At 69.6% G+C, this 26,864-nt stretch carries 31 protein-coding genes and 1 pseudogene; 14 read left to right on the forward strand and 18 right to left on the reverse strand.

Annotated elements, in window-relative coordinates; all coding sequences use genetic code 11:
• Positions 1–28: 28 nt before the first annotated feature.
• Positions 29–1,195 (reverse strand): MFS transporter, encoded by a 1,167-nt coding sequence (locus A3OK_RS0105795; RefSeq protein ID WP_019903996.1) that lies wholly within the window; start codon positions 1,193–1,195, stop codon positions 29–31.
• A gap of 98 nt (positions 1,196–1,293) precedes the next feature.
• On the opposite strand from A3OK_RS0105795, the gene A3OK_RS0105800 reads away from it, so the two are divergent.
• Both A3OK_RS0105800 and A3OK_RS0105805 read left to right on the forward strand, forming a co-directional pair.
• Positions 1,294–2,211, forward strand: a complete 918-nt coding sequence (locus A3OK_RS0105800; protein WP_019903997.1) for a LysR family transcriptional regulator — start codon at positions 1,294–1,296, stop codon at positions 2,209–2,211.
• Positions 2,212–2,261: 50 nt separating this feature from the next.
• Entirely contained in the window at positions 2,262–2,954 is a 693-nt protein-coding gene (locus A3OK_RS0105805) for an aldolase/citrate lyase family protein (protein ID WP_019903998.1), read from the forward strand.
• A 45-nt stretch (positions 2,955–2,999) separates the two neighbouring features.
• Here the strand turns inward: A3OK_RS0105805 and A3OK_RS0105810 are convergent, their stop codons facing one another.
• The 3 genes from A3OK_RS0105810 to A3OK_RS0105820 form a co-directional block, all read right to left on the reverse strand.
• Positions 3,000–3,482, reverse strand: a complete 483-nt coding sequence (locus A3OK_RS0105810) for a hypothetical protein (RefSeq protein ID WP_019903999.1) — start codon at positions 3,480–3,482, stop codon at positions 3,000–3,002.
• Positions 3,483–3,663: 181 nt separating this feature from the next.
• Positions 3,664–4,275 (reverse strand): flavin reductase family protein, encoded by a 612-nt coding sequence (locus A3OK_RS0105815; RefSeq protein ID WP_019904000.1) that lies wholly within the window; start codon positions 4,273–4,275, stop codon positions 3,664–3,666.
• 8 nt (positions 4,276–4,283) lie between these two features.
• Entirely contained in the window at positions 4,284–4,871 is a 588-nt protein-coding gene (locus tag A3OK_RS0105820; RefSeq protein WP_019904001.1) for a nitroreductase, read from the reverse strand.
• A 248-nt stretch (positions 4,872–5,119) separates the two neighbouring features.
• Here A3OK_RS0105820 and A3OK_RS0105825 point away from each other — a divergent pair, with 248 nt between their 5' ends.
• Both A3OK_RS0105825 and A3OK_RS0105830 read left to right on the forward strand, forming a co-directional pair.
• Positions 5,120–6,037 carry a hypothetical protein gene (locus A3OK_RS0105825; RefSeq protein ID WP_019904002.1) on the forward strand — a complete coding sequence of 306 codons (918 nt, stop codon included), beginning with the start codon at positions 5,120–5,122 and terminating at the stop codon, positions 6,035–6,037.
• Positions 6,034–6,417 (forward strand): hypothetical protein, encoded by a 384-nt coding sequence (locus A3OK_RS0105830; protein ID WP_019904003.1) that lies wholly within the window; start codon positions 6,034–6,036, stop codon positions 6,415–6,417. The genes A3OK_RS0105825 and A3OK_RS0105830 overlap by 4 nt, the downstream gene beginning before the upstream one ends.
• 91 nt (positions 6,418–6,508) lie before the next feature.
• Here the strand turns inward: A3OK_RS0105830 and chrA are convergent, their stop codons facing one another.
• The 8 genes from chrA to A3OK_RS23895 form a co-directional block, all read right to left on the reverse strand.
• Entirely contained in the window at positions 6,509–7,723 is a 1,215-nt protein-coding gene (gene chrA / locus A3OK_RS0105835; RefSeq protein WP_019904004.1) for a chromate efflux transporter, read from the reverse strand.
• A gap of 123 nt (positions 7,724–7,846) precedes the next feature.
• On the reverse strand, positions 7,847–8,461 hold the full coding sequence (ureG, locus tag A3OK_RS0105840; protein ID WP_019904005.1) for an urease accessory protein UreG: 615 nt from the start codon (positions 8,459–8,461) through the stop codon (positions 7,847–7,849).
• 11 nt (positions 8,462–8,472) lie between these two features.
• Positions 8,473–9,147 carry an urease accessory protein UreF gene (locus tag A3OK_RS0105845; protein ID WP_019904006.1) on the reverse strand — a complete coding sequence of 225 codons (675 nt, stop codon included), beginning with the start codon at positions 9,145–9,147 and terminating at the stop codon, positions 8,473–8,475.
• Positions 9,148–9,193: 46 nt separating this feature from the next.
• Positions 9,194–9,700, reverse strand: a complete 507-nt coding sequence (locus A3OK_RS0105850) for an urease accessory protein UreE (RefSeq protein ID WP_019904007.1) — start codon at positions 9,698–9,700, stop codon at positions 9,194–9,196.
• A gap of 57 nt (positions 9,701–9,757) precedes the next feature.
• Positions 9,758–11,485 carry an urease subunit alpha gene (ureC, locus tag A3OK_RS0105855; RefSeq protein WP_019904008.1) on the reverse strand — a complete coding sequence of 576 codons (1,728 nt, stop codon included), beginning with the start codon at positions 11,483–11,485 and terminating at the stop codon, positions 9,758–9,760.
• Entirely contained in the window at positions 11,485–12,045 is a 561-nt protein-coding gene (locus A3OK_RS0105860; protein ID WP_019904009.1) for an HD domain-containing protein, read from the reverse strand. The genes ureC and A3OK_RS0105860 overlap by 1 nt, the downstream gene beginning before the upstream one ends.
• Positions 12,042–12,662, reverse strand: coding sequence for an urease subunit gamma (locus tag A3OK_RS22385; protein ID WP_019904010.1), 621 nt, complete (start codon positions 12,660–12,662; stop codon positions 12,042–12,044). Before A3OK_RS22385 ends, A3OK_RS0105860 begins: the two co-directional genes overlap by 4 nt.
• A 145-nt stretch (positions 12,663–12,807) precedes the next feature.
• Positions 12,808–13,224, reverse strand: coding sequence for a hypothetical protein (locus A3OK_RS23895; RefSeq protein WP_155911958.1), 417 nt, complete (start codon positions 13,222–13,224; stop codon positions 12,808–12,810).
• Between the two features lie 250 nt (positions 13,225–13,474).
• Between A3OK_RS23895 and puuE the strand changes: the two are divergent.
• Together puuE and rutR are read left to right on the forward strand one after the other, a co-directional pair.
• A pseudogene (gene puuE / locus A3OK_RS0105875) lies at positions 13,475–14,356 on the forward strand (allantoinase PuuE); the annotation flags it as partial.
• A gap of 312 nt (positions 14,357–14,668) precedes the next feature.
• A complete protein-coding gene (gene rutR, locus A3OK_RS0105880; protein WP_019904013.1) occupies positions 14,669–15,325 on the forward strand; it encodes an HTH-type transcriptional regulator RutR in 657 nt (218 codons plus the stop codon).
• A gap of 88 nt (positions 15,326–15,413) precedes the next feature.
• On the opposite strand, the gene A3OK_RS0105885 is transcribed toward rutR, so the two are convergent.
• Complete coding sequence (locus tag A3OK_RS0105885; RefSeq protein WP_019904014.1) at positions 15,414–15,773, reverse strand: c-type cytochrome; 360 nt, start codon at positions 15,771–15,773, stop codon at positions 15,414–15,416.
• A 358-nt stretch (positions 15,774–16,131) separates the two neighbouring features.
• On the opposite strand from A3OK_RS0105885, the gene rutA reads away from it, so the two are divergent.
• From rutA to A3OK_RS0105915, 6 genes are all read left to right on the forward strand, one after another.
• A complete protein-coding gene (gene rutA, locus A3OK_RS0105890; RefSeq protein ID WP_019904015.1) occupies positions 16,132–17,244 on the forward strand; it encodes a pyrimidine utilization protein A in 1,113 nt (370 codons plus the stop codon).
• The gene (rutB, locus tag A3OK_RS0105895; protein ID WP_019904016.1) at positions 17,244–17,975 is read left to right on the forward strand and encodes a pyrimidine utilization protein B; all 732 of its coding nucleotides are present in this window, start codon (positions 17,244–17,246) and stop codon (positions 17,973–17,975) included. Before rutA ends, rutB begins: the two co-directional genes overlap by 1 nt.
• A 234-nt stretch (positions 17,976–18,209) precedes the next feature.
• Positions 18,210–18,599, forward strand: a complete 390-nt coding sequence (gene rutC, locus A3OK_RS0105900) for a pyrimidine utilization protein C (protein ID WP_019904017.1) — start codon at positions 18,210–18,212, stop codon at positions 18,597–18,599.
• On the forward strand, positions 18,596–19,375 hold the full coding sequence (rutD, locus tag A3OK_RS0105905) for a pyrimidine utilization protein D (protein WP_019904018.1): 780 nt from the start codon (positions 18,596–18,598) through the stop codon (positions 19,373–19,375). Before rutC ends, rutD begins: the two co-directional genes overlap by 4 nt.
• 17 nt (positions 19,376–19,392) lie before the next feature.
• Positions 19,393–19,923 carry a flavin reductase gene (locus A3OK_RS0105910; protein ID WP_019904019.1) on the forward strand — a complete coding sequence of 177 codons (531 nt, stop codon included), beginning with the start codon at positions 19,393–19,395 and terminating at the stop codon, positions 19,921–19,923.
• Between the two features lie 130 nt (positions 19,924–20,053).
• Entirely contained in the window at positions 20,054–21,340 is a 1,287-nt protein-coding gene (locus tag A3OK_RS0105915) for a solute carrier family 23 protein (protein WP_051092972.1), read from the forward strand.
• An 86-nt stretch (positions 21,341–21,426) separates the two neighbouring features.
• On the opposite strand, the gene A3OK_RS0105920 is transcribed toward A3OK_RS0105915, so the two are convergent.
• Positions 21,427–21,678, reverse strand: a complete 252-nt coding sequence (locus tag A3OK_RS0105920) for a hypothetical protein (protein ID WP_019904021.1) — start codon at positions 21,676–21,678, stop codon at positions 21,427–21,429.
• Positions 21,679–21,971: 293 nt separating this feature from the next.
• Positions 21,972–23,510 (reverse strand): ATP-binding protein, encoded by a 1,539-nt coding sequence (locus tag A3OK_RS0105925; RefSeq protein ID WP_019904022.1) that lies wholly within the window; start codon positions 23,508–23,510, stop codon positions 21,972–21,974.
• A 264-nt stretch (positions 23,511–23,774) separates the two neighbouring features.
• Between A3OK_RS0105925 and A3OK_RS0105930 the strand changes: the two genes are divergently transcribed.
• Together A3OK_RS0105930 and A3OK_RS0105935 are read left to right on the forward strand one after the other, a co-directional pair.
• Positions 23,775–23,981 carry a hypothetical protein gene (locus A3OK_RS0105930; RefSeq protein ID WP_019904023.1) on the forward strand — a complete coding sequence of 69 codons (207 nt, stop codon included), beginning with the start codon at positions 23,775–23,777 and terminating at the stop codon, positions 23,979–23,981.
• A 24-nt stretch (positions 23,982–24,005) separates the two neighbouring features.
• Positions 24,006–24,284: a hypothetical protein gene (locus A3OK_RS0105935; protein ID WP_019904024.1), complete on the forward strand. Its 279-nt coding sequence runs from the start codon at positions 24,006–24,008 to the stop codon at positions 24,282–24,284.
• Between the two features lie 48 nt (positions 24,285–24,332).
• On the opposite strand, the gene A3OK_RS0105940 is transcribed toward A3OK_RS0105935, so the two are convergent.
• The 3 genes from A3OK_RS0105940 to A3OK_RS0105950 all read right to left on the reverse strand — a co-directional run bounded on the left by A3OK_RS0105940 (position 24,333) and on the right by A3OK_RS0105950 (position 26,803).
• Positions 24,333–25,322, reverse strand: coding sequence for a P1 family peptidase (locus A3OK_RS0105940; protein WP_019904025.1), 990 nt, complete (start codon positions 25,320–25,322; stop codon positions 24,333–24,335).
• 30 nt (positions 25,323–25,352) lie between these two features.
• The gene (gene rarD / locus A3OK_RS0105945) at positions 25,353–26,270 is read right to left on the reverse strand and encodes an EamA family transporter RarD (protein ID WP_019904026.1); all 918 of its coding nucleotides are present in this window, start codon (positions 26,268–26,270) and stop codon (positions 25,353–25,355) included.
• A 131-nt stretch (positions 26,271–26,401) separates the two neighbouring features.
• Positions 26,402–26,803: a hypothetical protein gene (locus tag A3OK_RS0105950; RefSeq protein ID WP_026596981.1), complete on the reverse strand. Its 402-nt coding sequence runs from the start codon at positions 26,801–26,803 to the stop codon at positions 26,402–26,404.
• Between the last annotated feature and the right edge of the window lie 61 nt (positions 26,804–26,864).

The following is a 26,864-nucleotide window of genomic DNA, read 5'->3' on the forward strand; positions in this document are numbered from 1 at the left end:
CGGAGAATTGCCCGACCCCGAAGGACCGTCAGCACGAGACGGCGGCGGCGGCGTGGCGTCCCCGGCGCAGGGCCGCCAGCATCACGAGCCCGGCGCCGGCCATGGCGGAGCCCGCGAGGGGAACGGCCGGATAGCCGAGGCCGGCATCGATTACGCCCCCGCCGACGGCGGCACCGATGGCGTTGCCGAGGTTGAACGCGCCGATATTCATGGCCGAGGCGAGGTTGGGCGCGCCCTGCGCCGTCTCCATCACCCGCATCTGCAGCGGCGGCACCAGCGCGAAGCTCGCGATGCCCCAGAGGACGATCAAGGCCGCCGCCGGCACCTCCCAGCGCATGCCCCAGGCGAACAGGGCCAGCACCACGACGAGCCCGCCGAGCGAGGCGAACAGCGTGCCGTCGACCGAGCGGTCGGCGAAGCGCCCGCCGACCCAGTTGCCCAGGGTCAGGCCGATTCCGTAGAGCACCAGCATCGCCGTCACGAACGGCGTCGCCGCCCCGGTCTCGACCCGCAGGATCGGCACGATGTAGGTGAACACCGTGAACATCGCGCTCGCCCCGAGCACGGTGAGCGCGAGGGCGGCGAGCACCGGACCGCGCGCGAGCACGCGCAATTCGGCCCGCATGTCGCCGCCGCCCTCGACCGCGAGCGGCGGCAGGGCGAGGCGCAGCGCCAGCATGGCCACGGCCCCGATTCCGGCGATGCCCCAGAAGGCCGCGCGCCAGCCGAGCATCTCGCCGATCCAGGCCGCCAGCGGCACGCCGCCGATGGTGGCGATGGTGAGACCGGAGAACATCGCCGCCACGGCGGCGGCGCGGCGCTCGGGCGGCACGATGCCGGCCGCCACCACCGCGCCGATTCCGAAAAACGCGCCGTGGTTCAGCGAGGTGACGAGGCGGGCGGCCATCAGCATCGCGTAGCTGTCGGCCATCGCCGAGAGCAGGTTGCCGAGGGTGAAGATGCCCATCAGGCCGACCAGCAGCCGGCGGCGCGGCATCCGGGCGAAGGCCAGCGTCATCAGCGGCGCGCCGATGAGCACACACATCGCGTAGGCGCTGACGAGGAGGCCCGCCGCCGGAATCGAGACATGCAGGTCGGTCGCGATCAGGGGCAGCATGCCCATCGGCGTGAACTCGGTGACGCCGATGCCGAAGGCACCGGCCGCCAGCGCCAGCAAGGGAAGGTTGATCGTCATGCGCGTGCTTTCCGTCTGTTCCGAACAGGCACATGGCGGAAACCGCATCATCGCAGTAGTGTCGCGACGGGACCAACATCCGTGCGCCGGAGGCATCAATGCTGCGCGACAGGGTCGACCGGGCCGGCGACATGGCCATCTTCGTCGCCGTGGCGCAGGAGGGGAGCCTGTCGGCCGCCGCGCGCCGGTTCGGCCTGACGCCCTCCGCCGTGAGCCGGGTGGTGGCGCGGATCGAAGCCCGGCTCGGCGTCCGGCTCCTCGTTCGCACCACGCGCAGCCTGCGCCTCACCGCCGAGGGCGAGACCTACGGCCGGGCGGCGCGACGCATCCTCGCCGATCTCGACGAGACCGAAGCGCAGATCGCCGACCGGGGCTGTCCGCGCGGCCGGGTCCGCATCAGCGCCTCGATGGCCCATGGACGGCGGGTGGTGGTTCCCCTCATCGGCGATTTCGTCGCCCGCCATCCGGGGATCGTGGTGGAGATCGACCTCAGCGACGAGGTCGCCGACCTGCTCGGCGGCCGGGCCGACATCGCGATCCGGTTCGGCCCTTTGCCCGACAGCCCGCTCACCGCCCGGCGCCTCGGCGAGACCGGGCGGATGGTGGTGGCCGCGCCCGCCTATCTCGCCCGCGCCGGCATGCCGCGCGTGCCGGCCGACCTTGCCGGCCACAATTGCCTCGACTTCGACTTCCGCCGGATCGAGCCGGGCTGGCCGTTCCGCGAGGAGGGACGCGACCATCTCCTGGCGGTGCGGGGCAACGTCGCCGCCAACAATGGCGAGACCCTGGTGCAGCTCGCCGTTCAGGGCGTCGGCATCACCCGCGTCGGCACCTTCCACATCGCCGAGGATCTCGCCGCCGGCCGGCTCGTGCCGCTCCTGGAGGCGTATAATCCCCAGGACCGCGAGGCGATCCATGCGGTGTTCGTCGGCGGACCGGCCATGCCGGCCCGCATCCGCGTGCTGGTGGATTTCCTCGCCGAGCGAATGGGCCGAGACCCGGGAGCGGTGCCATGAGAGAATGGGCCGGTCCGGCTTTCCGCATCGGAGCATCGGAAAAGGCTGGCATGCGCGCGATCCTGATCGTTCCCGGAGAGGCGCGGGCCGTCGCGGCGGCCATGGCGAGCGGCGCGCAGGCGCTGATCGTGGATGTGACGGATCTCGCCCCCCCTGGTCTCCCCGCCAAGGGGCAGGAGGGTGCCCCCCTGCTCTACCTGCGCTCGCGCGATGTCGAGCGCGACCTTCCGGCGATGATGGAGGCGGCCCCGCACGGCATCGTCCTAACCCGTTGCGAGGGGGCCCGCGACGTCATGCGGCTCGGCGCACGGCTCGCCGTCGAGGAGGCGATGCGGGGAATTCCCGATGGTGCGACCCGGATTCTCGCCCTCATCGAGACGGCGAAGGGTGCGCTCGCTTTGCCGACCCTCGTCGGATCGAGCGACCGTCTCGCCGGCATCGCCTGGGACGCCGAGGCGGCGAGGGCCGAGATCGCAGCGCCCGCCATTTATGGTCCTGACGGAGGACTGATCCCTCCCCTCGCCCAGATCCGCTCCCTGGTCCGGCTCACGGCGGCGGCGGCGGGAATCGACGCCATCGACACGGCATGCCCGCTCGGGGGCCCATCCGGGAGCCACCTCGCACGCGAGATCGAGGCGGCGCGGAGGGACGGGTTCGCGGGAAAGCTCGTCCGCGACGCGGATCAGGTACGATCGGTCATGACAGGCGACGACCGCTCCCCGGCCTCGCTCACGGACGCCTGACGCGTCGGCGGACGAGGTCGGGAGACGGGCGCGTCGAGGCTGGGCTCAGTCGGATTCGTCGCCATCCTCGTCCGCCGGCACGGAAGGAGCCTCGACGGGCGCAGGGGACCAGCGCTGCGTCTCGGGCGAGGCGACGTCGTGACTGACGGGGGTCGCCGTCGGGGCAGGAGCAACGGCGGGAGCGGCGCTCGCACCCCGATCCGCCATCATCATCGAGGCTCCCACCGAGATCAGGCCGGCGAGCGAGCGGAGTTCGTCGGGCTGGTGCGGATCGCGCGAGACCAGAGCGGCCTCGCGCTGGAGGCGCAGGTTGCAGGCCTTGGTCGGCAATCCGCCATCCGGGGTGCAGGCATCGTGACGGGCACAGGCCGCGTCGAGAGCGTCGATGGGCGGAAGCGGGGCGTTGTTGCCGGGTCCGCAGTAATTGCCATGGATCAGCATGGTCGGCGGACGGGTCGTCGATTGTGCCAGGGCGGGGGTCGCGAGGCCGGCGACGAGCAGGAGCGGTGCGGCGAGTTTGAGCATCATGATGACTTGACCTGTGCGATCGCCCCCTCAGGCGGTACGCAGAAAGGGGCCTCCAAACGGCGGCTCGGGCCATTAAGGTTTCGGGCGCTGTCTTGGTTCCCTCTTTGGCACAGGCCAAGCCTCCACCACGTCTCCCCAAGGCCAAGCTTGGACCGCTCTCGGGATGCTCCCCGAGCCGAGGCTACTGACCAGCGCCGGACGGGCGCTTCAACTCGAAACGAGCCTCGTCGGTGACGCTGAAATAATCGAAATAGCCTCCGCGCAGGAGCGGATGCATGGCGCCGGTATCGACACGGCCATCCTTGATGAAGGCATCGTCGATATAGATCGACACGACCTGGCCGATCACCAGGAAGTGACTAGCCTCGCTGCCGTCCAGCGGCGTCAGCGGCACGGTCTGGAGCCATCGGCATTCCAGCGCGGCGGGCGCCTCGGCCACGCGCGGCGGGCGGACCATGCGCGACGGCACCGGTGTCAGCCCGGCCGCCACGAACTCGCTGTCGCCGCGGGCCAGGGGCGCCGAGGTGGCGTTCATCGCGTCGCGCAGGCCGAACGTGGCGATGTTGCAGACGAACTCTCCGCCCTCCTCCGCGAAGGTCATCGCGTCCTTGCGGCCGGAGGAGGAGAACATCACCATGTCGGGGCCGCTGGCGACGGCGTTGAAGTACGAATAGGGGGAGAGGTTGACCTGGCCCGCCGTGTTCATCGCGCTGATCCAGCCGATGGGCCGCGGCGCCACCAGGGCCTTCAGCGGGTTGTGCGGCAGGGTGCGGTTCTCGGAATCGTAATGCATGGCGCCGCTCAGATCCGTGTGACGATGTCGGAGAGGGTCGGTCTCGGGCGGTCGCTCGGAACCTCGCGAGCACGGCCGAGATGGATGAAGCCGGCCAGTTTCTCGCGCGGGTCGAGGCCGAGCGCGTCGAGGATGCGGCGGTCATAGGCGAACCACTCGGTCAGCCACGCGGTCGCAAAGCCGGCGGCATTGGCCGCGACGACGAGATTCATGCACACGGCGCCGGCCGAGAGCATCTGCTCCCATTCCGGAATCTTGACATGCGGCCCGGCGCTCGAGACCACGGCCACCACCAGGGGAGCGTGGGCGAGGCGGTGGCGCTCCAGGTCGAGACGCTTGGCGTCGGCCTCCGGATTGTCGGCGGCATAGGCCTCGGCGATGGTGTCGCCGACGCGGAGGCGAGCATCGCCTTCGATCACCAGGAAACGCCAGGGGCTGAGCTTGCCGTGGTCGGGCACGCGGGAGGCGATGGTGAGGATCGCCTCGAGCTCCTCGGCGCTCGGGCCGGGCCCGTCGAGGTTGATCGGCGGGACGGAACGGCGGACGCGCAGGAGTTCGAGGGTGTCGTTCCGGGATATGTCGGATGTGCTGTCCATGGAACCTGTTCGGCGCGAATGAGGGAATGAGGGAGTCGCCGCCCGGCCAGCGAGCGGCTATTCCGATGCAAAGGGCTTCGAGCTCGGAGGGTGTCGGCCTTGGAGCCGCCACGGTCCGGCGCCAAAGCGGGAAGCAGCTTTCGGCAGGGGCCTGTCGATCACGAAGACATGGCGTGCGGTCCGCACCTTGGCAATCGCCGACGTGCATGACGGACCCGCGCATGACGGACCCGCGAAGGAGACGGCGGATGAGACCGGTGATGCGCACGCTCGCGGTGACGGGAGCCGTGCTGGTGGCGGCGTTGCCGGCGCGGGCACAGGACCGCGATCCGTTCGGCGGCCGCAACGGGCCGGGCCTGCCGACCCCGTCGATCGTCGGGCCGCAATTGCCGAGCCCGCCCATCGAGGGCGAGGCCCCGCTCGCCCTCACCGCCCTGTTCGCGGGCAGCGACCAGCCGGTGCGATCGGGCCTCGCCTGGCGCATCTACGAGGACCGGTCCGACGGGGTGCGGCCGAACATCGTCGCCCGCTCCGACGCGGCGGACCCGCGCTTCACCCTGGCGCCGGGCGCCTATGTCGCCACGGTGACCTATGGGTTCGCCAGTGCCTCGAAGCGCATCACAATGGCCGGGACGGCGCTGAGCGAGCGCCTGACGATCACAGCAGGGGCGCTCAAGCTCTCGGGCGCCATCGGTGACATGAAGATCGCCCCGGCCGACCTCGCCTTCTCGGTCTTCGTGCCCATCGGCACCAATTCGGAGGGGCGTCTCGTCCGCAGCGGCGTCAAGGCGGGCGAGCTGATCCGCCTGCCGGAGGGGACCTATCACGTAGTCTCGACCTACGGGGAATCGAACGCGATCCAGCGCGCGGACCTGAAGGTGGAGAACGGCAAGGTCACCGACGCGACCCTCAACCACCGGGCCGCCACCGTGACGCTCAAGCTCGTGGCCGCGCCCGGCGCCGAGGCCTTCGCCGGCACCGCCTTCAGCGTGCTGACGCCGGGCGGCGACACCATCCGAGAGGCGATCGGCGCCTTTCCACAGGTGACCCTGGCGGAGGGCGACTACGTCCTCATCGCCCGCCATGACGGGCAGGTCTACACCCGCGAGTTTAAGGTGGAGAGCGGGATGGACCGCGACATCGAGGTGGTGGCGAAAGCCTCGTGATCCGAGCCGCCTGCCTCGCCCTCGCCGTTCTCGCCGCCCTCCCCGCCATGGCGCAGACGGTCACCGACGGGTCCGACGCCGCGATCGGACCTGAGGTCTCCGTCGCGGTGACGGCGTTGGTGGGCAAAGGGCTCAAGAGCCCGGCCGACGCGCGCTATTCCCGGCTGCGGCGGGGCAAGGCGGGTGCCGTCTGCGGCGAGGTCGACGTCACCAACCGGATGGGCGCCCATGTCGGTCCGCGCGCCTTCGTCGCCGATCCGGGATCGGGTTTCTCCGGGATCATGCCGGATGCGGCCGAAATCCGGCACCCGTCGAGCATGGCGCAGTATCAGGGTTTCCAGCGGACCCTGGCGCTCCTCGCGGCCAATTGCGACGGGTGAGCCTCGTATCCCCCCTCCCTGCCCCCGGCTCGTCGCCAGCGTCAGGGAGGTCCGTCGGACCACGATGCATCGCCCCGATCGCGGTCCGGCATCAGCCCCCGAGAACCGCGAAGCCCGCTCCGGCGGCGGCCATGATCGTGACGACGATCCAGGGCGGGACCGCCCCGATCGTCAGGAGCAGGAACGCACCGGCGGCGAGGGCGAAGTCGCGCGGGCCGGACACCGCGCCGGTCCAGAGCGGATCGTAGAGCGCGGCGGCGAGAATCCCGACCACCGCCGCGTTGGCCCCCCGCATGGCCGCCTGCGCCACGGGTTTCGCGCGGAACGCCTCCCAGAACGGCAGCGCTCCGTAGACCAGGAGCAAGCCCGGCAGGAAGATCGCGACGAGGGCGATGGTGGCCCCCGCGACGCCGTTCGGCTCCGGCCCGAGCACGGCGCCGAGATAGGCGGCAAAGGTGAAGAGCGGCCCCGGCACGGCCTGGGCCGCACCGTAGCCGGCGAGGAACGCATCCGCCCCGACCCAGCCGGTCTCGACGATGGCGGCGCGCAGGAGCGGCAGGACCACGTGTCCCCCGCCGAAGACGAGGGCGCCCGCGCGGTAGAACGCATCGAACACGGCGAGTCCCGGCGAAGCCAGGACCCCGGTCAGGAGCGGCGGCAGGATCAGGAGCAGGCCGAACAGGAGGAGAGCGGCACGTCCGGCACGGCGCGAGACCGGAATGTGCATCGGCACGCCCGCCGTCCCGGCCGCTCCCCGGCACAGGACGAGACCGGCCAAGGCTCCGACCGCGATGGCGGCGACCTGCCCCAGCGATCCGGCGAGCGCCGTGACGAGGCAGAGGGCGGAAAAGGCGATGGACGCGCGCACGGCATCGGGGGCGAGGCTGCGGCCCATGCCCCAGACCGCCTGCGCCACCACCGCCACGGCGACGAGTTTCAGGCCGTGGAGGATGCCGACGCCCAAGCTCCCGCCGAGGGCGCCGGCGCTGCCCGCGAAGGCGAGGAGCAGGAGCGCCGAGGGCAGGGTGAAGCCGGCCCAGGCCGTCAGCCCCCCGGCCAATCCCCCTCCCCGCATCAGGCCGAGGGAGAACCCGACCTGGCTCGAGGCCGGCCCCGGCAGGAACTGGCACAGGGCCACCAGATCGGCATAGGCCGCCTCGTCGAGCCAGCGCCGGCGATGCACGAACTCATCGCGAAAATAGCCGAGATGGGCGATCGGGCCGCCGAAGGCGGTGAGCCCGAGCTTGAGGAAGGCGAGGAAGATCTCCGAGAGGGAACCCTCGCGGGCGGACGGGGGTGTCGTCACGGTGGAGGACCTCGAGGGGACGGACGCGGATTCGCTCTCGCCACGTCCTCCTAGCCGAATTCCTCATCCCGAGCTGCGCTCCGGCGCTTCGGGACGAGGGTGAACGGAATAGGAGGTGGCGCCCTACCCCAGCCCGCCGGCCTCGACGATGAAGCGGGCGACCGTGTCCGCGCCGTGTCCCTCGCGCAGGGACGAGAACACGTAGGGCCGCGTGCCCCGCATGCGCCGGGTATCCGCTTCCATCACCCCGAGATCGGCGCCGACCATGGGGGCGAGGTCGGTCTTGTTGACGATGAGGAGATCGGAGCGGGTGATGCCGGGGCCGCCCTTGCGCGGGATCTTCTCGCCGCCGGCGACGTCGATGACGTAGAGGGTGAGGTCGGCGAGCTCCGGCGAGAAGGTCGCGGCGAGGTTGTCGCCGCCGGATTCGATCAGGATCAGGTCGAGCTTCGGGAAGCGGCGCCGCATCTCGGCCACCGCCGCGAGGTTGATCGAGGCATCCTCGCGGATCGCCGTATGCGGGCAGCCCCCGGTCTCGACGCCCATGATCCGCTCCTCGGGCAGCGCCCCGGCCACGGTGAGGATGCGGGCATCCTCCTTGGTGTAGATGTCGTTGGTGATGGCGCAGATCTCGTAGGTGTCGCGAAACCGCTTGCACAGCTGCTCCATCAGGGCGGTCTTGCCGGAGCCGACCGGGCCGCCGATGCCGACGCGAAGCGGGCCGTTGGGTGAGGTCATAACGGGGTCTTTCACGAGCGGAAGATGCGGGAATACTGGGTCTCGTGCCGGGCCGAGCCGAGGTCGAGGCGCAACGTCGCGCTGCCGATATCCTCGAGGCTCGAGCCCGGGATGGTCGCGGCGAGAGCCGCCACATGCGGGGTGAGCGCCGCGATCACCCGCGTGCCGGCGCTCTGGCCGATCGGCGCGCAGCGCAGGGCCGCCGAGACGAGGTTCTGCAGGAAGGCGAGGCCGAACCCGGCCAGCACCGGGGGCAGCGCCATCCGATGCGCACCGGCCGAGAGCCCGACCGCCACCGGATAGGCGACGGCGCCGGGGAGTGCCTCGCTCAACCGGTCGAGTTCCGGCACTCCCCAGGCGGCGCGGGTGGCGTCGAGGAAGCTGCGGCCCTGCTGGGTCGTCTCGAGATGGAGTTCGCGGGTGGGCGCCAGGGCGACGGCGAGGTCGTTGATCGCGGCCAATCCCGGCGCATCGCCCTCTATGGCAGCCCAGTGGGCATGGGCTGCGAGGATCAGGTCGTTGCGGAGAGCACCCCGTTCGAGCACGTCGCCGAGCCAATCCGTCAGGGATTCCTCGTTCGCGACATCGCCGCATTCCACCGCCCATTCGAGCCCGTGCGAATAGGCATAGGCCCCGACCGGATAGCCCGGCGAGAGCCAGGCCATGAGACGGACGGTCTCGATCATCGAGGGGTCGCCCCCCGGCGAATGAGCCCAGCTGAGAGGAGCGGCCTCATCCGGCGGCCGCGTCGTGGGTATGCGGATGCGCGTGATCGTGGGCATGCCCATGATGGTGGTGCCCGGCGGCATCGCCGGCATAGGCGCCGCCCTCGGGGCGGAACGGGCGCTCCACCGGTTCGGCGCTGCCGCCCAAGCCGCGCACCATCTCGGCGAGCACGTGGTCGTCGGCGATGAAGACCGCATCCACGCCGATCTCGGCCGGGATGTGCCGGTTGCCGATGTGCCAGATCAGCCGTTTGAGGGCGAGGTCGTCGGCGGCGCGGATCTCCAGCAGGCGCTCCGGCGCGGCCTCGACCCAGACGAGGCGTCCGTCCTGCAGCACCAAAGCATCGCCGTCGTCGAGCACCGTCGGCTCGGGGAGGTCGAGCAGGAAGGCCAGGCCGCCGACCCCGCGCATGGCCATGCGCCGGCGGTGCCGGTCGCCATGGTCGAGGACGATGCGGTCGACGATGTCGCCGGACAGGCTATCGCGGCGCAGGATTCGGGTGGCGCGGATCATGAGGTCAGGAGCGGTCCAGCAGGTCGGGTTCCGAGGGCATGAAGCCGGGATCCTACCTCAAAACAGGAAGTACCGCTGCGCCATGGGCAGCACCTCGGCCGGCTCGCAGACCAGCAACTCGCCGTCGGCGCGCACGTCGTAGGTCTCCGCGTCGATCTCGATATGGGGGGTGGCGTCGTTGAGGATCATGCTCTTCTTGGAAATTCCGCCGCGCACGTTCTCGACGGCGACGAGTCTCTTCTGGACCGCGAGCCTGTCGCCCAACCCGTCCTCGATGGCGGCCTTCGAGACAAAGGTGAGCGCGGTGGCAAAGGGAGACCGCCCGATCGCTCCGAACATCGGGCGGTAATGCACCGGCTGGGGCGTCGGGATCGAGGCGTTGGGGTCGCCCATGGGAGCGGTGGCGATCATGCCGCCCTTGATCACGAGATCCGGCTTCACCCCGAAGAAGGCCGGCGTCCACAGGACGAGATCGGCGAGCTTGCCCGGTTCCACCGAGCCGACATGGGCGGAGACGCCGTGGGCGATGGCGGGGTTGATCGTGTACTTCGCGATGTAGCGGCGGGCGCGCAGGTTGTCGTTGCCGGTCGCGTCACCGGGAAGGGCGCCCCGCTGGCGCTTCATCTTGTCCGCCGTCTGCCAGGTGCGGATGACGACCTCGCCGACCCGGCCCATGGCCTGGCTGTCCGACGACATCATCGAGAGCGCGCCGATATCGTGCAGGATGTCCTCCGCCGCGATGGTCTCCTTGCGGATGCGGCTCTCGGCGAAGGCGAGATCCTCGGGTATCGACGGCGACAGGTGGTGGCAGACCATGAGCATGTCGAGATGCTCGTCGATCGTGTTCTTCGTATAGGGCCGCGTCGGGTTGGTGGAGGAGGGCAGCACGTTCAGCAGCCCCGCCACCTTCATGATGTCCGGGGCGTGCCCGCCCCCCGCCCCTTCGGTGTGGAAGGCGTGGATGGTCCGGCCCGCGAAGGCGCGGATCGTGTCCTCGACGAAGCCGGATTCGTTGAGCGTGTCGGAATGGATCATCACCTGCACGTCGTGCAGGTCGGCCACGGTGAGGCAGGTGTCGATGGCCTGGGGCGTCGTGCCCCAATCCTCGTGGAGCTTCAGGGCGCAGGCCCCGGCGCGGACCATCTCGACGAGGCTCTCGGGCCGGGAGGCGTTGCCCTTGCCGGCGAAGGCGAGGTTCATCGGGAAGCTGTCCGCCGCCTCGATCATCCGGGCGAGATGCCAGGGGCCGGGGGTGCAGGTGGTGGCGAAGGTGCCGTGCGCCGGGCCGGTGCCGCCGCCGAGCATGGTGGTGACGCCCGAACACAGGGCTTCCTCGATCTGCTGCGGGCAGATGTAGTGGATGTGGCTGTCGAACCCGCCGGCGGTGAGGATCTTGCCCTCGCCCGCGACGACTTCCGTACCCGGACCGACGACGATGTCGACGCCCGGCTGGATGTCCGGGTTGCCGGCCTTGCCCAGCCTGGCGATGCGGCCCTTGACGATGCCGACGTCGCATTTCACCACGCCCCAATGGTCGAGGACCACGGCGTTGGTGATGACGGTATCGACCGCACCATCCCGGTTCGTCACCTGGGATTGCCCCATCCCGTCGCGGATGACCTTGCCGCCACCGAACTTCACCTCCTCGCCATAGGTGGTGTGGTCGCGCTCGACCTCGATCACCAGGGAGGTGTCGGCGAGACGGATCCTATCGCCCGTAGTGGGGCCGAACATGTCGGCATAGGCCGAGCGGGGGAGAGAGGCGGGGCGGGGCGTGTTGGACATCAGGCGGCCTCTCGTGCCTCTGCGACGGCGCGGTCGAAAAGAGCGTCCAGCGCTGCGTTGACGCCGCGACAGCCGGCGACCACCTCTTTCGCCCAATCGATGTAGCGCGCCACGCGCTCGGCATCCCAATCCTCCGGAGGGCTGGTGACGAGCGAATGCAGGTTGCTGATCTTGTCCGCGATCTTGATGGCGCGGGCGCCGGCGGACTTCTGCGGCGCCCGTTCGACCTGCAGACGCTTGCGCTCGGCCTTGGGCAGCGACTTGTCGTTGGTGACCTCCGCCACAAGTCCGGCGACGCGGCGACCGAACAACTGCTCGATCTCCTCGTTGCTGGTCCCGGTATCCTCCACCGTGTCGTGGAGCCAGCCCGCCGCCACCAGATCGGAATCCGGCGTCTCGGCGGTGGCGGCCAGCAGCGAGGCCACCTCGGCGAGATGGTTCACGTAAGGCTCGCGCGCCGCTCCTTTCCGGGTCTGTCCGACGTGACGCCGCGCGGCGAACTCGGCGGCGCGGGTCACGAGAAGGATGTGATCGCGCAAGCGGGACTCGTCGTCCGTCATAGAGGCCCCATCACGTCGCCGCGAAATCCATACACCGTCCGCGCGCCGAGCAACGGCACGAGCGAGACTTCCCGCGTGGCTCCCGGCTCGAACCGCACCGCCGTGCCCGGCGCGATGTCGAGGCGCTGCCCCCTCGCCTTCTCGCGCTCGAAGGTCAGGCCGGGATTCACCTCGTAGAAATGGTAGTGCGAGCCGACCTGGATCGGCCGGTCGCCGACATTGGCCACCGTGAGCAGGATGCGCGGGGCGCCCTCGTTGAAGACGATCTCGCCCGGCAGCGTCGTGACCGTGCCCGGCACGTCGACCGAGGGCGCGCCGCGGATCGGGTGGTGGACGGTGACGAGCTTGGTCCCGTCGGGGAACGTCGCCTCCACCTGGATGTCGTGGATCATCTCGGCGATGCCCTCCATCACCTGATCGGCGGTGAGGACATGGGCGCCGGCCTGCATCAGTTCGGAGACCGAGCGGCCGTCCCGCGCGCCCTCCACAACCGCATCGGTGATGAGGGCGATCGCTTCGGGATAGTTCAGCTTGACGCCTCGGGCGAGCCGGTTGCGGGCGACCTGGGCGGCCATGGCGACGAGGAGCTTGTCCTTTTCGCGCGGGGTCAGGAGCACGGGAAACCTCGGGATGTGTTCGCGGGCGATGCAGACCGCAGGCAAGGACCGTGCGCGGGCAGCGACGTTCTCGCATCCGGTAGACGAGCGATAGGCGCACCCAACCGCATCGCCGATCCGTCCGCAAGTGCTGCCTCTCGGAGGCTCATTCCAGCGCCTTGCCCTCGATGCGGGACCGCGCAAGAGCATCCAGTAAAGTCTCGCTACGTGGACGCGTCAGTTCGGACCAACAGACAGCAGGAGAATAATACCCATCGGCTGTCGCGGCAGCAATTCGTTGTACAGCCCCGATCTCAGGAGGAGAGTCATCGCAGGAAACACCTTCTGCGTATCCTACGAGAATGATGCGCCCCTTCTTCTCACCCTTCCAACTCTTGATGATCTTTGCCTTAGCTATGCATTCGAACTGACACTTTCGCTTCATACCGATGATCTTCACGTCGGCGACGAGTTTGGCACGTTCGAATGCATCTTCCGGAGAGATGCGCGAGCAATCGCAGGCCGCCGCGGGAGCTCCTCCTACCAAGACCAGGAAAACGATGGCCGTCAGTGGCTGCTTCATGCTCGGTCCCTAGCTCGTGATGAGCTTCATCGATGGCGGGATAAGCTGCCTGCCTGTATCGTCGCCAGCCAAATCGCCCGAGACGCGCTGCAGTCCAGCCCTGAAAAGGGCATCGGCCAAGCCGGCCTGCCTCGCGCGAGAGCAAGGCGCCGCCAGTTCGATTTGACTGGACTGCGCCGGACCGAAGACAGCATGGATGCTAGACCCTGCGGCGCTTTCGAACTCCCGTCCAGAACCCATGACAGGCCCCGTGACCTATCCCCGCGACCTCGTCGGCTACGGCCGCAACCCGCCGCATCCGCATTGGCCGAACGGCGCGCGGATCGCGGTGCAGATCGTGCTCAACTACGAGGAGGGCGGCGAGAACTGCATCCTGCACGGGGACGCCGCCTCCGAGGCGTTCCTGTCGGAGATCGTCGGCGCGCAGGCCTGGCCGGGCCAGCGCCACATGAACATGGAATCGATGTTCGAATACGGCTCGCGGGCGGGCTTCTGGCGGATCCAGCGGCTGCTCGAGGCGCGCGGCATCCCCGTCACGGTGTTCGGCGTCGCCACCGCCCTGGCCCGGCATCCCGACATCGCCGCCGCCATGAAACAGGCCGGCTGGGAGATCGCCTGCCACGGGCTGAAATGGATCGATTACCGCGACTTCACCCGCGCCGAGGAGAAGGCGCATATGGACGAGGCGATCCGCATCCATACCGAGATCACCGGGGAGCGGCCGCGCGGCTGGTACACGGGGCGCTCCTCTGTCCACACCCTCGATCTTGGGGTCGAGGCCGGATTCACCTGGCTCGCCGATTCCTACGCCGACGACCTGCCCTACTGGATCGAGGAGCCGAGCGGGCGCGGGCTCGTGGTGCCCTATACGCTGGACGCCAACGACATGCGGTGCGTCGCCCTCCAGGGCTTCAACACCGGCGACCACTTCTTCACCTACCTGCGCGACACGTTCGATGCGCTCTACGAAGAGGGCGAGACCGCGCCGAAGATGATGTCGGTCGGCCTGCATTGCCGCCTCGTCGGAAGGCCGGGCCGGATCGGCGCGCTCGCCCGCTTCCTCGACCATATCGCCGCGCACGAGCGGGTCTGGGTGGCGCGGCGGATCGACATCGCCGAGCATTGGATGAAGACTCACCCGGGGGAAGCATGACGATGTGCGGTCGATACGCTTGTGCGTTGGTGCCGATCCTGGCTCCCGTTCGACCTGCAGCCGCGAAGAAGACGATACTCGAACGGTGTACCTGTTCCTTCGGCACGGGCGCCGAGACGATGAACATGAGCGACTGCAGCCTCATGGGCGAGTGGACGCGGACGTGTCGGAGGGTTTCAGCCGATCTGTCCTGCGCTCCTTGAATGTGACGTTGCCGGACGGACAGGCGCTTTCGAGATCGACGCGCATCGCGACGAGGTCGGCTCGTTCGACGCATGAGGAGACGACCACGTGCCGCTGATCGCCGAGAAGCCGCCCCAGCGCCGCCGCCGCAAGGACGGCGAGGCGCGGCGCGAGGCGATCCTCGATGCCGGGCTGGAGGTGTTCTCTGGCCTCGGCCTGCACGGGGCGAGCGTGGACCGGCTCGCCGAGCGGGCCGGGCTGTCGAAGGCCAACCTGCTCTACTACTTCCCCTCGAAGGAAGAACTCTACTTGGCAGTGCTGCGCCGCGTCCTCGACGTCTGGCTCGATCCCCTGCAGGAACTCGACGCCGAGAGCGAGCCGGCCCAGGCGATCCGGTCCTATATCCGCACCAAGCTCGTGCTCTCGCGCGATGCGCCTCAGGCCTCGCGGCTGTTCTGCCTGGAGATCGTCCAGGGTGCGCCGCTGCTGAAGGCGGAACTGGAAGGGCCGCTCCGCAGCCTGGTGGAGAGCAAGGCGGCGATCCTGCGCGGCTGGATCGAGGCGGGCCGCATCGGGCACCACGACCCGCATCACCTGATCTTCTCGATCTGGGCCATCACCCAGCATTATGCGGATTTTTCCGTGCAGGTGAGCGCCATCACCGGGCGCGGCCTCGACGATCCCGACTTTTTCGAGCGAACGGTGGCCAGCACGCAGGCGCTGATCCTGGCCGGGCTCGGCCTGAAAGAGACAGGCGCGGCGTGACGACCGGGTCCCGGCGCAATCCCGCCGACAGGCATCGGATGCCGTCGGCGGGGCCGCGATCCGTGAGATCCCGGCTCGAGACGGGCGCCTACTTCTTGGTGGAGAGATAAGCGATCACGTCATCGATCTTCTTGTCGTCCGGGTAGCCGGGGAACACCATCTTGGTTCCGGCCACCTTGGCCTTCGGGTTCTTCAGCCACTCGTGCAGGTTCGCCTCGTCCCAGGTGATGCCCGATGCCTTGAGCGGCGCCGAGTAGGAATAGCCCTCCAGAGAGGCCGCCTTGCGCCCGACCACCCCCGTGAGGTCGGGGCCGACGCCGCTCTTGCCGAACGCATGACAGGCCTTGCAGGGCGCGAACGCCTTCTCGCCCGCGGCGGCATCACCCTCCGCATGGGCGGCGGCCGGGAGCAGGAGGGCGACGAGGGCACCGAGCACGGAATATCGCATGGCATTTCCTCTCTGTGGTTGTTTTGAATACCTCCAGGTTAGGTAAAGCCCAGGCTGAGAAGGCAATGGATCGAGGCGCACGATCACGAAAAGTTGTCGCGACGCATGGAAGCGCGCGCCTCTCGATTCGCCGCACGAGCCCCTCTTCCCGCACCCTGTTTCGGCAAACTCCGCCTCCCCCGGAGGCAGAACGAAGAGAGTTTGTGCAAACGGTCCCATTCACCGATTCAGAGTTTGACCATTCGGTCTAAACAGCTACCGTTCACCATAGGGCGGATCGGCGAATACAATCTCCGGCCTCATCCTTGACCGGCCCCGGCCCTGCCCATCCAATCTTCGCCAGCATAGCGAGGTGGCCATGAATGTCGGCGTCTTCATCCCGATCGGAAACAACGGCTGGCTCCTCTCGGAGAACGCGCCGCAATACAAGCCGAGTTTCGAGCTGAACAAGCAGGTCGTGCTCAAGGCCGAGGGCTACGGGCTCGATTTCGCCCTGTCGATGATCAAGCTGCGCGGCTTCGGCGGCAAGACCGAGTTCTGGGACCACAACCTCGAATCCTTCACGCTGATGGCCGGCCTCGCCGCCGTGACGACCCGGATCAAGCTCTTCGCCACCGCCGCGACCCTGTGCATGCCCCCCGCCATCACCGCGCGGATGGCCGCGACCATCGATTCCATCTCCGGCGGCCGCTTCGGCCTCAACCTCGTCACCGGATGGCAGCGGCCGGAATACTCGCAGATGGGCCTGTGGCCCGGCGACGAATACTTCTCGCGACGCTACGAATATCTCTCGGAATACGCCCAGGTGCTGCGCGACCTGTGGGAGACGGGCGCCTCCGACAGGAAGGGCGAGTTCTTCCAGATGGACGATTGCCGGCTCTCGCCCCGGCCGCAGGCGGAGATGAAGATCATCTGCGCCGGCCAGTCCGCCGCCGGCATGGCCTTCACCGCGAAATATGCCGACTACAATTTCTGCTTCGGCAAGGGCGTGAACACGCCGACCGCCTTCGCCCCCACGGTGGAGCGGCTGGAACTCGCCAAGGCCGAGACCGGCCGGGACGTCTCGTCCTACGTCCTGTTCATGATCATCGCCGCCGAGACCGACGAGGAGGCCCGTGCCACCTGGGAGCATTACAAGGCGGGCGCGGATGCCGAGGCCATCGCCTGGCTCGGGGTTCAGGGGGCGGCCGACACCAAGTCCGGTGCCGACACCAACGTGCGCCAGATGGCCGATCCGACCTCGGCGGTGAACATCAACATGGGCACCCTCGTCGGCTCCTATGCCGAAATCGCCCGGATGCTCGACGAGGTTGCCACCGTGCCCGGCACGGAGGGCGTGCTCCTGGTCTTCGATGACTTCCTCGCAGGCCTCGACGCCTACGGCACCCGGATCCAGCCGTTGATGGCTTCGCGGGCGCATCTGACCGCCGATGCCGTGCCGATGGCGCAGATCATGGCCAAGGTGGCGTGATGGTCGCCGGCTATCACGATGCGAGGGGGCGCCATGGCCGCGTCACCCTCCCCGCCCGGCCGGAGCCCATCGCCTTCGATGCGGAGGCCACGGCCCTCATCGTCGTCGACATGCAGAACGCCTACGCCACCAAGGGCGGCTATCTCGATCTCGCCGGGTTCGACGTCTCGTCCACCGGCCCGGTGATCGACCGGATCGCGCAGGCGGTGGCCGCCGCGCGTCGGGCCGGGATCAGGATCGTCTGGTTCCAGAACGGCTGGGATCCGGATTACGTCGAGGCGGGCGGCCCCGGCTCGCCGAACTGGCACAAGTCGAACGCCCTCAAGACCATGCGCGCCAAGCCCGGCATGAACGAGCGATTGCTCGCCAAGGGCACCTGGGACTACGCCCTGGTGGATGCGCTGAGCCCCGAGCCCGGCGACATCGTGCTGGGCAAGCCGCGATACAGCGGCTTCTTCAACACCCAGCTCGACAGCCTGCTGCGCTCGGCCGGCATCCGCACCCTGGTCTTCACCGGCATCGCCACCAATGTCTGCGTGGAATCGACCCTGCGCGACGGATTCTTCCTCGAATATTTCGGCATCGTCCTGGCCGATGCGACGCATCAGGCCGGGCCGGACAGCCTGCAGGCGGGGGCGCTGTCCAATATCGAGACCTTCTTCGGCTGGGTCTCGGATGTCGCGAGCTTCGCGGCGGCTTTGGCCAAGCGGGACGCCGCGGCGGCGGAGTGACATCCCTCCTCCCACCGTTGCCTACTAGACTTGCATTCTAGACTTGCCTTCCACCCTCTCACCTCATCCTGAGGTGCCCGCGTCAGCGGGCCTCGAAGGAGGCTTCCAGGACCCTGTGAGCGAGCTGGAGACCTCCTTCGAGGCCTTCGCTACGCTGCGGCACCTCAGGATGAGGTCACGGGCGGGAAACAAGGGACCAGATCGACGATCGAACCAACGGGAGCACCACCGACCATGCCCAAGACCGTCATCATCCCACCCGGCACCGGCAAGCCGCTGGCGCCCTACGTTCCGGGAACGCTCGCCGACGGCGTGCTCTACGTCTCGGGAACCCTGCCGCTCGATGCGGAGGCCAACGTCGTCCATGTGGGCGATGCCGGCGCGCAGACGCAGCATGTGCTGGAGACGATCAAGGGCGTCGTCACCGCCGCCGGCGGCACCATGGACGACGTCACCTTCAACCACATCTTCCTGAAGGACTGGGCGGATTACGGCGCGATCAATGCCGTCTATGCCACCTACTTCCCCGGCGAGAAGCCGGCGCGCTACTGCATCCAGTGCGGGCTGGTGAAACCCGACGCCCTGGTGGAGATTGCGTCCATCGCGCATGTGGGCAAGCCGTGAGCGCGGCGATCCATCACGAGATCCACGGGGACGGCGCGCGGACCGTTCTGCTCTCGCCGGGGCTCGGCGGATCGTGCGGCTATTTCGCGCCGCAGATCCCGGCTCTGGCCGAGCGGTTCCGGGTGGTCGGCTACGACCATCGCGGCACCGGGCGCTCGCCCGACAGGCTGGAGGAGGGCCACAGCATCGCGTCGATGGCGGCCGACGCGCTGACGGTGATGGACGATCTCGGCATCGCCACAGCCGACATTGTCGGGCACGCGCTCGGCGGACTGATCGGCCTCGAACTCGCCCGCACCCATCCCGACCGGGTCGGGCGTCTCGTCGTCGTCAACGGCTGGGCCAGGGTCGATTCCGCGACGAAACGGTGCTTTGCCGCCCGCAAGGCCCTCCTCGCCCATGCCGGCCCGGAAGCCTACGTGGCGGCGCAGGCGATCTTCCTCTATCCGGCGCCCTGGCTGTCGCTCAATGCCGAACGGGTCGCGGCGGACGAGGCCCATGCCCTGGCGCATTTTCCGGGTGTGGAGAACACGGTCCGGCGGATCGCGGCGCTGGAAGCCTTCGACCTCGGCGATCGTCTCGGCGGCATCCCGCACGAGATTCTGGTCATGGCCGCGGCCGACGACGTGCTCGTGCCTTACCTCCGCTCGGAACGACTCGCGGCGGATCTGCCCAACGCCACGCTGGATCTGGCCAAGAGCGGCGGCCACGCCCATAGCGTGACGCAGGCGGAGGCGTTCAACCGCGCCCTCCTCGCCTTTCTCGACCGCCCCTGAAATTGAAAGCGCCGGCCATGACCGAGACGACGACGCCCCCGGTCGAGGCCGGGGCTTTTCGCGAGGCGATGGCCCATCTCGCCAGCGCCGTGCACCTCGTCACCACCGATGGGCCGGGCGGACGGGCGGGCTTCACCGCCTCCTCCGTCTGCAGCGTCAGCGACGCGCCGCCGACGCTCCTCGTCTGCATCAACCGCACCTCCTCGGCCTATGCGGCGGTGAGCGCCAACGCCGTCCTGTGCGTGAACACGCTGTCCGGCGAACAGGCCGGCATCGCCGGCGCCTTCGGCGGCCGCACTCCCATGGACGAGCGCTTCGCCGCGGCCTCCTGGGGCCGGCTCGCCACCGGGGCTCCGGTGCTGGAGGGGGCGCTCACCGCCTTCGATTGCCGCATCGTCGCGCGCCATGCGGTCGGCAGCCACGACGTGCTGTTCTGCGAGGTGGTGGATCTCGCCGAGCCCGGCGGCGGCCACGGCCTCGTCTATGCCGGCCGGCGCTACCATACCCTGCCCGTGACGACCGCTGCGGCCCGCGACGCGGCCGCCTGACGGTCCGGTTCGGACCCGACTGCCACGCTCCTTGCATCACGCGATCCCACCGCCCGGAGACGACGAGACCATGGCAGCCGATTCCTATTTCCCCACCTGGCGCGCCAAGGATGTGCACGCCCGGGACGTGATGGGCGAGACCACGGACGTGATGCCCGACGAGCGGCTGCCGGCGGGGCAGACGGTGCTGCTCGGCTTCCAGCACGTGGTGGCGATGTTCGGCGCCACCGCTTTGATGCCGATCCTGATGGGGTTCGACCCCAACCTCGCGATCTTCTTCTCCGGCATCGGCACGCTGATCTTCTTCGTCGCCACCGGGGGCCGGGTGCCGAGCTATCTCGGCTCGTCGGCGGCCTTCGTCGGGGTGGTGATCGCGGCCACCGGCTATGCCGGGTCGGGGGCGAACCCCAACATGGCGATCGCGCTCGGCGGCATCATCGCGGCGGGCCTGCTCTACAGCCTCGTCGGCGCCGTCATCGGCCTCGTAGGCTATGCCTGGGTCGACCGGCTGATGCCCCCGGTGGTGACCGGCGCGGTGGTGGCCGCCATCGGCCTCAACCTCGCGCCGATCGCGACGCGGATCATCTCGGGCAGCGCCTTCGACACCTGGTTCGGCCTGATGACGGTGGTGATCGTCAGCGTCATCACCATCTACGCGCCCGGCCTCGCCCGGCGCCTGCCGATCCTCATCGGGGCGGCGCTCGCCTATCTCCTCTATCTGCTGCTCGCCAACGGGCTCGGGCTCGCCAAGCCGATCGACTTTTCCGCCGTCATGGCCGCTCCCTGGATCGGCGTGCCCGGCTTCGTCACCCCGGTCTTCGACGGCCGGGCGATCGCCCTGATCGCGCCGGTCTTCGTGGTCCTGATCGCGGAGAATCTCGGCCATATCAAAGCCATCGGCGCGATGACGAGCCGCAACCTCGACCCCTACATCTCCCGCGCCTTTCTCGGTGACGGCATCGCCACCATGCTGTCGGGCTCGCTCGGCGGCACCGGGGTGACGACCTATGCGGAGAATATGGGCGTGATGGCCATGACCCGGATCTACTCGACCCTGGTCTTCGTGGTCGCCGGCATCACCGCGATCCTGTTCGGGTTGTGTCCGAAATTCGGAGCCCTGATCCTGACCCTGCCGGTGCCGGTGATCGGCGGACTCTCGGTGGTGGTGTTCGGGCTGATCGCGGCCACCGCCGGGCGGATCTGGGTGGAGAACCGGGTCGATTTCGCCAGCGCCCGCAACCTCCTCACCGTCGGCGTCGCGGTGGTGCTGGGAGCGGGCGACCTGACCCTGAAATTCGGCTCCTTCGCCTTCGGCGGCATCGGCACCGCCACGTTCGGGGCGATCCTGATCTACCACCTGCTCGGGTTGACGAGGCTCGCAGGCGCACCGGCACGGGTGGGCGGCGCGCGGGCCTGACCGCACGCCGTTCTGGTTCGGACCCCTCCGACGGAAGGAGCGCCGCCGAGCCGTATCGCCTGTCTCGAAGCGGAGACCGCCTCGGCTCAGCGGGTGCCGCGCTCGCCGCGACGCGCGGAGCCCGTGGTGAGTTCGCCCTGGTCGCCGCGACGGGGCGCGGCGGCGGCGCGGCCGTCACGGAAATCCATGGCGTTCGACACCGCGGCGCGGCCTTCGAGGCCGCCGGGCGCCACGGCAGCCGGGATGCCGGCCGGCGCGGTGTAGCTCTGGGCGGATGCGGCGGAGGCCGCCATGCCGATGGCGAGCGCAAGGATGCGGGTGGCGATACGTGCGGTCATGGCTGTCGTCCTGGTCGTCGAGTCCGGTGCCGATCAAGCGGCATCGTCGATTCGAGTTCCCAAGAATTGAGCAGGACTGCCTTATCGAGCAACAGAAATTGCCGCCTTGCTGTGCAGCGTACCGCCGGACGATGGCTTCCGATCAGCCCGAACCGAGCGACATTCGCACCGAGCCGCAGCTGTTATGATGCTCGTTCAAAGGCTTGGCGGGGCGAATCCGGACAATCGCGGCGCACCATCGGATCTGGCACGGATCTTTCGCCACGGGTGCGGTTCGGCACCGTCCACCAGATCTATTCGGCCGCGAACAGGCCCGGCATGTCGGGCGCGGCCTGTCCCGGCAGGCTCGCCTTCGGGTCGCCCGGCCCGGTCTCGCAGCCCAGCGACGGCAGGGCGATGACGCGGTTTCCGCGAAAATCCATGCGACAGACGATGGTGCCGCGCGTCTCGACATAGGCGAGCAGGCGCCGCGCCCGGCCCGGCGACCGGCTGCCGATGGCGCGGGCCAGCGCCTCGTCGCCGGGGCAGGGCTCTCCGGCCAGAGCCGCGCGGGCGAGGAGCAGGAACAGGCCCTGGACCTCGTCGGGCAGAGTGGCGGCCGCGCTCTGCGCCTCCTCCCAGCGCCCGCCGCCGTCGGTGGGCGCGCCCTCCCCGTCGATTCCCGCGCGGGCGACGCCGAGGCGGCGGCGGAAGGCGGCGAGGCTGAGGGATTCGCCGTCGAGACCGCGCATGCGGCAGCGGACGAGGAAGTCCTGGTAAATGACCGCCACGGGCTGGCGCCCGGCATCGGGATCGGCGGCGATCCCGCGCAGGATCTCGTCGAGGCCGGCGCGCAGGTCCTCCTCGCTCAACGGCTCGGGCGCCTCGGCGGGTTCGGGCCGATAGGCGCTGAGTTCGCGCAGGAGATCGGCCGGGCTGGCGCGCGGCACCGGCGGCGTGCGCGGTGCCGGTGCCCAGGAGCCCGGCCCGTCCTCGGCCGAGCGGGTGAGGATCAGGGCGCGCAGATCCGCATCGGCGGGGGCGGGGAGCGGCACCAGTTTGGGCGAGCCGGACCGCGCCGAGGTCGAGACCGGGCCAATGCGCAGGGCCAGCGGCCTCCGGCTCAGCGCGGGCCCGAGGGCGACGAACTCGCCGCGCGAGAGATCGCGGAAACGCTCGGCGCCACGGCGGTCGAGGCCGAGAAGGTCGGCGGCGCGGGCCATGTCGATATCGAGGAAGGTGCGGCCCATCAGGAAGTTGGTGGCTTCCGCCGCCACGTTCTTGGCGAGCTTGGCGAGGCGCTGCGTCGCGATGATGCCGGCCAGCCCACGCTTGCGGCCGCGGCACATCAGGTTGGTCATGGCGCCGAGGGAGGCCTTGCGCGCCTCGTCGGAAACGTCGCCGGCCGCGGCCGGCGCGAAGATCTGCGCCTCGTCGACGACGACGAGGACAGGGTGCCAGTGGCTGCGCTCGGCCTCGAACAACCCGCCGAGGAAGGCGGCCGCGGCGCGCATCTGCGCCTCCATGTCGAGGCTCTCCAGGGTGAGGACCACGGAGACCCGGTGGGCGCGCACCCGCGCCGCGATGGCCTGGAGGTCGCCCTCGCCATGCGCGCCGTCCACGACCACATGGCCGTAAGCCTCGGCCAAAGTGACGAAATCGCCCTCGGGGTCGATGATCACCTGCTGGACCGAGCCGGCGCTCTGCTCGAGCAGGCGGCGCAGCAGGTGCGACTTGCCGGAGCCGGAATTGCCCTGGACCAGGAGACGGGTGGCCAGCAACTCCTCGAGATCGAGCCGGGCGGGCTCTTCGCCCGGGCCCATGCTCAGGCCCATCTCGATCCCAACCGTCATTCCCGCTCCGCTGTCCCGCATCCCGTCCGCGATGCAGCCGACCCTAGCACGGATGAGCCCGCGCCGATGAGCATGAGGGAGGCGCATCCACAGGAGCGGCACCGCCGACACCTGGGACAGAGAGCCTATGATTATTGTCATAGGCTCTTGTTCCTGGGCCAACGATCCTATCGATCCGTTTGGCATGCGGCCATCCGACCCGGCGCTGCATTTTCCTGCAGGCCGCTCTTGCCGGCTCGGGCGGTGCGTCTAGGTTCGAACCTCATGAACACGATCCTCGTCGTCGCCCTCATCTGCGCCTCCACCGTCCAGGCTCCGGACTGCAACCGCGAGACCGCCCTCGACGTGATCACGGGGCCGGCGCATACCCTGCAGGAATGCCTGATCCAGGGGCCGGTCCTCGCCGCCAATGCGGGGCGCGGCTCCGACAGCGACACCTACGTGAAGACCCGCTGCGAGCAGCGGCGCTGAGGCGGCGACGGGAGCGATCACACCATGAGCGACGATAGCGTCAGCCCCGACCGGGCGGTGATGATCCGCCTGCGCGCCCGCCTCGCGGTGGTGGAGCGCGCGGCCTGGTTCGGCTTCGCAGAGGCGATGCGGCGCCAGCCGGAGGAGACCGAGGCCTATATCGCGGCCGAACGGGCCAAATGCGTCGCCGGGTTCGCCGGCCCGAAATGGGCTCGCGACCTCACCGACGCGGAGCGGGCGATGCTCGGCGCCGAGGTCGATGCGGGACTGGCGCAGCTGGTCGAGGACGCCAAGGCGGAGTGAGCCGCGCCGCCCCGACCGGGGCGGTCAGACGGGCGGAATAAAGTCCGGTCAGCCCCACAGGTCCCGCCATGCCGGCGGCATCGCCAGGCCCGGCAGGCCGGTCGCCGCGTGGATGCCGATGGCGACGGCGCGGGCCAGCGTATCGGCCGCCGCCGCGCCGATGCGGGCGAGGTCCGCGATCGGGTCGGCGAGCGGCACCCGCCCGGTGGAGACCGCGAAGACCACGTCGCCGTCGAGGGGGGTGTGGACGGGGTGGATCGCCCGCGACAGCCCGTCCTGGGCCATCACCGCGAGGCGGCGGGCCTGGGCCTTGGTCAGCACGGCATCGGTGGCGACGATGGCCAGGGTGGTGTTGGCGCCGGGCGGCGCCTCGCGCGGCCAGGTGAAGGCGTCCGCCGGCATCGAGGCCGGGAAGCCGAGGCCGCCGAACTCCCCGTCCCGCTCGAACGGCGCCGCCCAGAAGTGCCGCCCCTCCCCCACCGTCACCCGGCCGAAGGCGTTGACCGCCACGAGGGCACCGATGCGGGCATGGGTTCCGGCCACCCCAGCGGAGGCCGAGCCGAGACCGCCCTTGAGATTGGCCGTGCGCGCGCCGTAGCCCGCGCCGACGGTGCCGAGGGCGAAATCCCCGGAGGCCGCCGCCGCCGCCGCGTAGCCGAGGTCGCGATAGGGCGAGAACCGGCCCCAATCCTTGTCGCCGCCGTTGAGGAGGTCGAACAGGATCGCGCCGGGCACGATGGGGACGCGGATGGCGCCGATGGGAAACCCCCTCCCCGCCTCGGCGAGATGGGCGACGACGCCCGCTGCCGCGTCGAGACCGAAGGTCGAGCCGCCGGACAGGACCAGCGCGTCGATGCGCTCCACCGTGCGCTCGGAATCGAGGAGGTCGGTCTCGCGGGTGCCCGGCCCGCCGCCGCGCACGTCGACGCCCGCCACGACGGCGGTATCGAACAGGATCGCGGTGGTGCCGCTCGCCACGCGCGCATCCTCTGCGTGGCCGACCCTGATGCCGGCGATGTCGGTGATGAGGCTGCGCATTCGGCCGACCTTGAGAACGATCCCGTGTTGTCAGAACGATCGCATGCCCGGCCGGCCCGAGCCGAGTCCGTTGTCGCCGGTGGCGGGCTCGGGCGGCGCCTTCGCCTTGCGCGCCGCGCGCAGGGCATCGGCGGCGTAGAGCGCGAGCGCCAGCCAGATCAGGACGAACAGCACCGCCCGGTGCGGCTCCAGACGCTCGCCATAGACGAGGACGCTGAGGCCGAGGAGGCAGGAGGGGGCGAGGTATTGCATCAGCCCGAGGGTCGAGAGCGTCAGGCGCTGGGCGGCGGCGGCGAACCAGATCAGCGGCAGGGCGGTGGTGGCGCCGGTGAGGACGAGGAGCGCGAGGCGGGCGGGATCGCCGTTCACCACGGGCTCCGCGAGGAAGGCGAGGTAGAAGCCGGCGACGGGCAGGAGCAGGAAGGTCTCGGCGGCAAACCCCACCATGGCGTCGACGCCGACGACCTTGCGCACCAGCCCGTAGAGCGAGAAGCTCGCGGCGAGACTCAAGGACAGCCAGGGCAGGTGCCCGGCCAGCGCCACCGCCAGCATCACGGCGGCGGCGGCGAGCCCCACCGCCACGGCCTGGACCGGCCGCAGCCGCTCACCGAGCACGACGGCGCCGAGCGCCACGCTCATCAGCGGGTTGATGAAGTAGCCGAGGCTCGCATCGAGCATGTGCCCGGATTGGACCGCCACGAGATAGAGCAGCCAGTTGACGGCGATGAGCCCGGCCGAGGCGATGAGGAGCGCGTGGCGCCGCCTCAGGGGGAAGGGGTTGCGCACGCGCCTGCGCAGGATCGCCAGCAGGCCGACCACGAGCACGCTCGACCAGACGATGCGGTGGGCGAGGATGCTGCCGGCCGGCACGGAATCGAGCAGCCGGAAATGCACCGGGACGACGATGCCCCAGCTCAGATAGGCACCGAGCGCGTAGATGAACCCCACGACGATCCTCCCGTCCCCTGTCGGGGACCGGAGGGCATCTAGGGCATCGTCCCCAAAAGTGAGAACCGGTTTTCGGACACGACGAGGCACCGGCGTGATTCGGCCCTCGCGCCCATGGCGCGGGCGGCGGATCAGCGGCGCGGCGGAGTGATCGGGTCGCCGCGCAGGAGCGCGTTCAGGCGTTCGGTGTCGAACCCGTCCATGCCCTTGGCCTTGGCCGGCGCGGGCTTCAGGGCGGCCGTCTTCGTCATGGACGGTTTGGCGGCGGACGAGGGCGACGGCTTCGCTCCGGTGGGCCTCGCTCCGGTCGGCCGGGGCGCCACGGGGCCGGTGGTCGAGAGCTCGGCCGGCACATTCTGGAGCAGGGACGGGATCGAGCCCGTGTCCTGCGGTTCGCTGGGGACGGGCGCCCGCACCAGCTGCGGCACCGGGGCGGTGGGGAGATGGGCCAGCCGGTCGGCGCTGACGAAGCCGATCGCCAGGACGCTCAGGCCGAAGACGCCACCGACGACGAGGAAGCGCAAGATACGCACGCGATACGCTTTCTGAAGATACTCAACACCTTGAATACCTGTTTTAAACCAAGGCCATTAA

Origin of the sequence: Methylobacterium sp. 77, from assembly GCF_000372825.1 — a bacterium.
GTDB lineage: Bacteria > Pseudomonadota > Alphaproteobacteria > Rhizobiales > Beijerinckiaceae > Methylobacterium.

Coding starts and splice junctions, on each gene's coding strand:
- A3OK_RS0105795 (WP_019903996.1), bottom strand. CDS start 1,195: ATGACGATCAACCTTCCCTTGCTGGCGCTGGCGGCCGGTGCCTTCGGC.
- A3OK_RS0105800 (WP_019903997.1), top strand. CDS start 1,294: ATGCTGCGCGACAGGGTCGACCGGGCCGGCGACATGGCCATCTTCGTC.
- A3OK_RS0105805 (WP_019903998.1), top strand. CDS start 2,262: ATGCGCGCGATCCTGATCGTTCCCGGAGAGGCGCGGGCCGTCGCGGCG.
- A3OK_RS0105810 (WP_019903999.1), bottom strand. CDS start 3,482: ATGATGCTCAAACTCGCCGCACCGCTCCTGCTCGTCGCCGGCCTCGCG.
- A3OK_RS0105815 (WP_019904000.1), bottom strand. CDS start 4,275: ATGCATTACGATTCCGAGAACCGCACCCTGCCGCACAACCCGCTGAAG.
- A3OK_RS0105820 (WP_019904001.1), bottom strand. CDS start 4,871: ATGGACAGCACATCCGACATATCCCGGAACGACACCCTCGAACTCCTG.
- A3OK_RS0105825 (WP_019904002.1), top strand. CDS start 5,120: ATGAGACCGGTGATGCGCACGCTCGCGGTGACGGGAGCCGTGCTGGTG.
- ureG (WP_019904005.1), bottom strand. CDS start 8,461: ATGACCTCACCCAACGGCCCGCTTCGCGTCGGCATCGGCGGCCCGGTC.
- A3OK_RS0105845 (WP_019904006.1), bottom strand. CDS start 9,147: ATGATCGAGACCGTCCGTCTCATGGCCTGGCTCTCGCCGGGCTATCCG.
- A3OK_RS0105850 (WP_019904007.1), bottom strand. CDS start 9,700: ATGATCCGCGCCACCCGAATCCTGCGCCGCGATAGCCTGTCCGGCGAC.
- ureC (WP_019904008.1), bottom strand. CDS start 11,485: ATGTCCAACACGCCCCGCCCCGCCTCTCTCCCCCGCTCGGCCTATGCC.
- A3OK_RS0105860 (WP_019904009.1), bottom strand. CDS start 12,045: ATGACGGACGACGAGTCCCGCTTGCGCGATCACATCCTTCTCGTGACC.
- A3OK_RS23895 (WP_155911958.1), bottom strand. CDS start 13,224: ATGAAGCAGCCACTGACGGCCATCGTTTTCCTGGTCTTGGTAGGAGGA.
- A3OK_RS0105885 (WP_019904014.1), bottom strand. CDS start 15,773: ATGCGATATTCCGTGCTCGGTGCCCTCGTCGCCCTCCTGCTCCCGGCC.
- rutA (WP_019904015.1), top strand. CDS start 16,132: ATGAATGTCGGCGTCTTCATCCCGATCGGAAACAACGGCTGGCTCCTC.
- rutB (WP_019904016.1), top strand. CDS start 17,244: ATGGTCGCCGGCTATCACGATGCGAGGGGGCGCCATGGCCGCGTCACC.
- rutC (WP_019904017.1), top strand. CDS start 18,210: ATGCCCAAGACCGTCATCATCCCACCCGGCACCGGCAAGCCGCTGGCG.
- A3OK_RS0105910 (WP_019904019.1), top strand. CDS start 19,393: ATGACCGAGACGACGACGCCCCCGGTCGAGGCCGGGGCTTTTCGCGAG.
- A3OK_RS0105915 (WP_051092972.1), top strand. CDS start 20,054: ATGGGCGAGACCACGGACGTGATGCCCGACGAGCGGCTGCCGGCGGGG.
- A3OK_RS0105920 (WP_019904021.1), bottom strand. CDS start 21,678: ATGACCGCACGTATCGCCACCCGCATCCTTGCGCTCGCCATCGGCATG.
- A3OK_RS0105925 (WP_019904022.1), bottom strand. CDS start 23,510: ATGACGGTTGGGATCGAGATGGGCCTGAGCATGGGCCCGGGCGAAGAG.
- A3OK_RS0105930 (WP_019904023.1), top strand. CDS start 23,775: ATGAACACGATCCTCGTCGTCGCCCTCATCTGCGCCTCCACCGTCCAG.
- A3OK_RS0105935 (WP_019904024.1), top strand. CDS start 24,006: ATGAGCGACGATAGCGTCAGCCCCGACCGGGCGGTGATGATCCGCCTG.
- A3OK_RS0105940 (WP_019904025.1), bottom strand. CDS start 25,322: ATGCGCAGCCTCATCACCGACATCGCCGGCATCAGGGTCGGCCACGCA.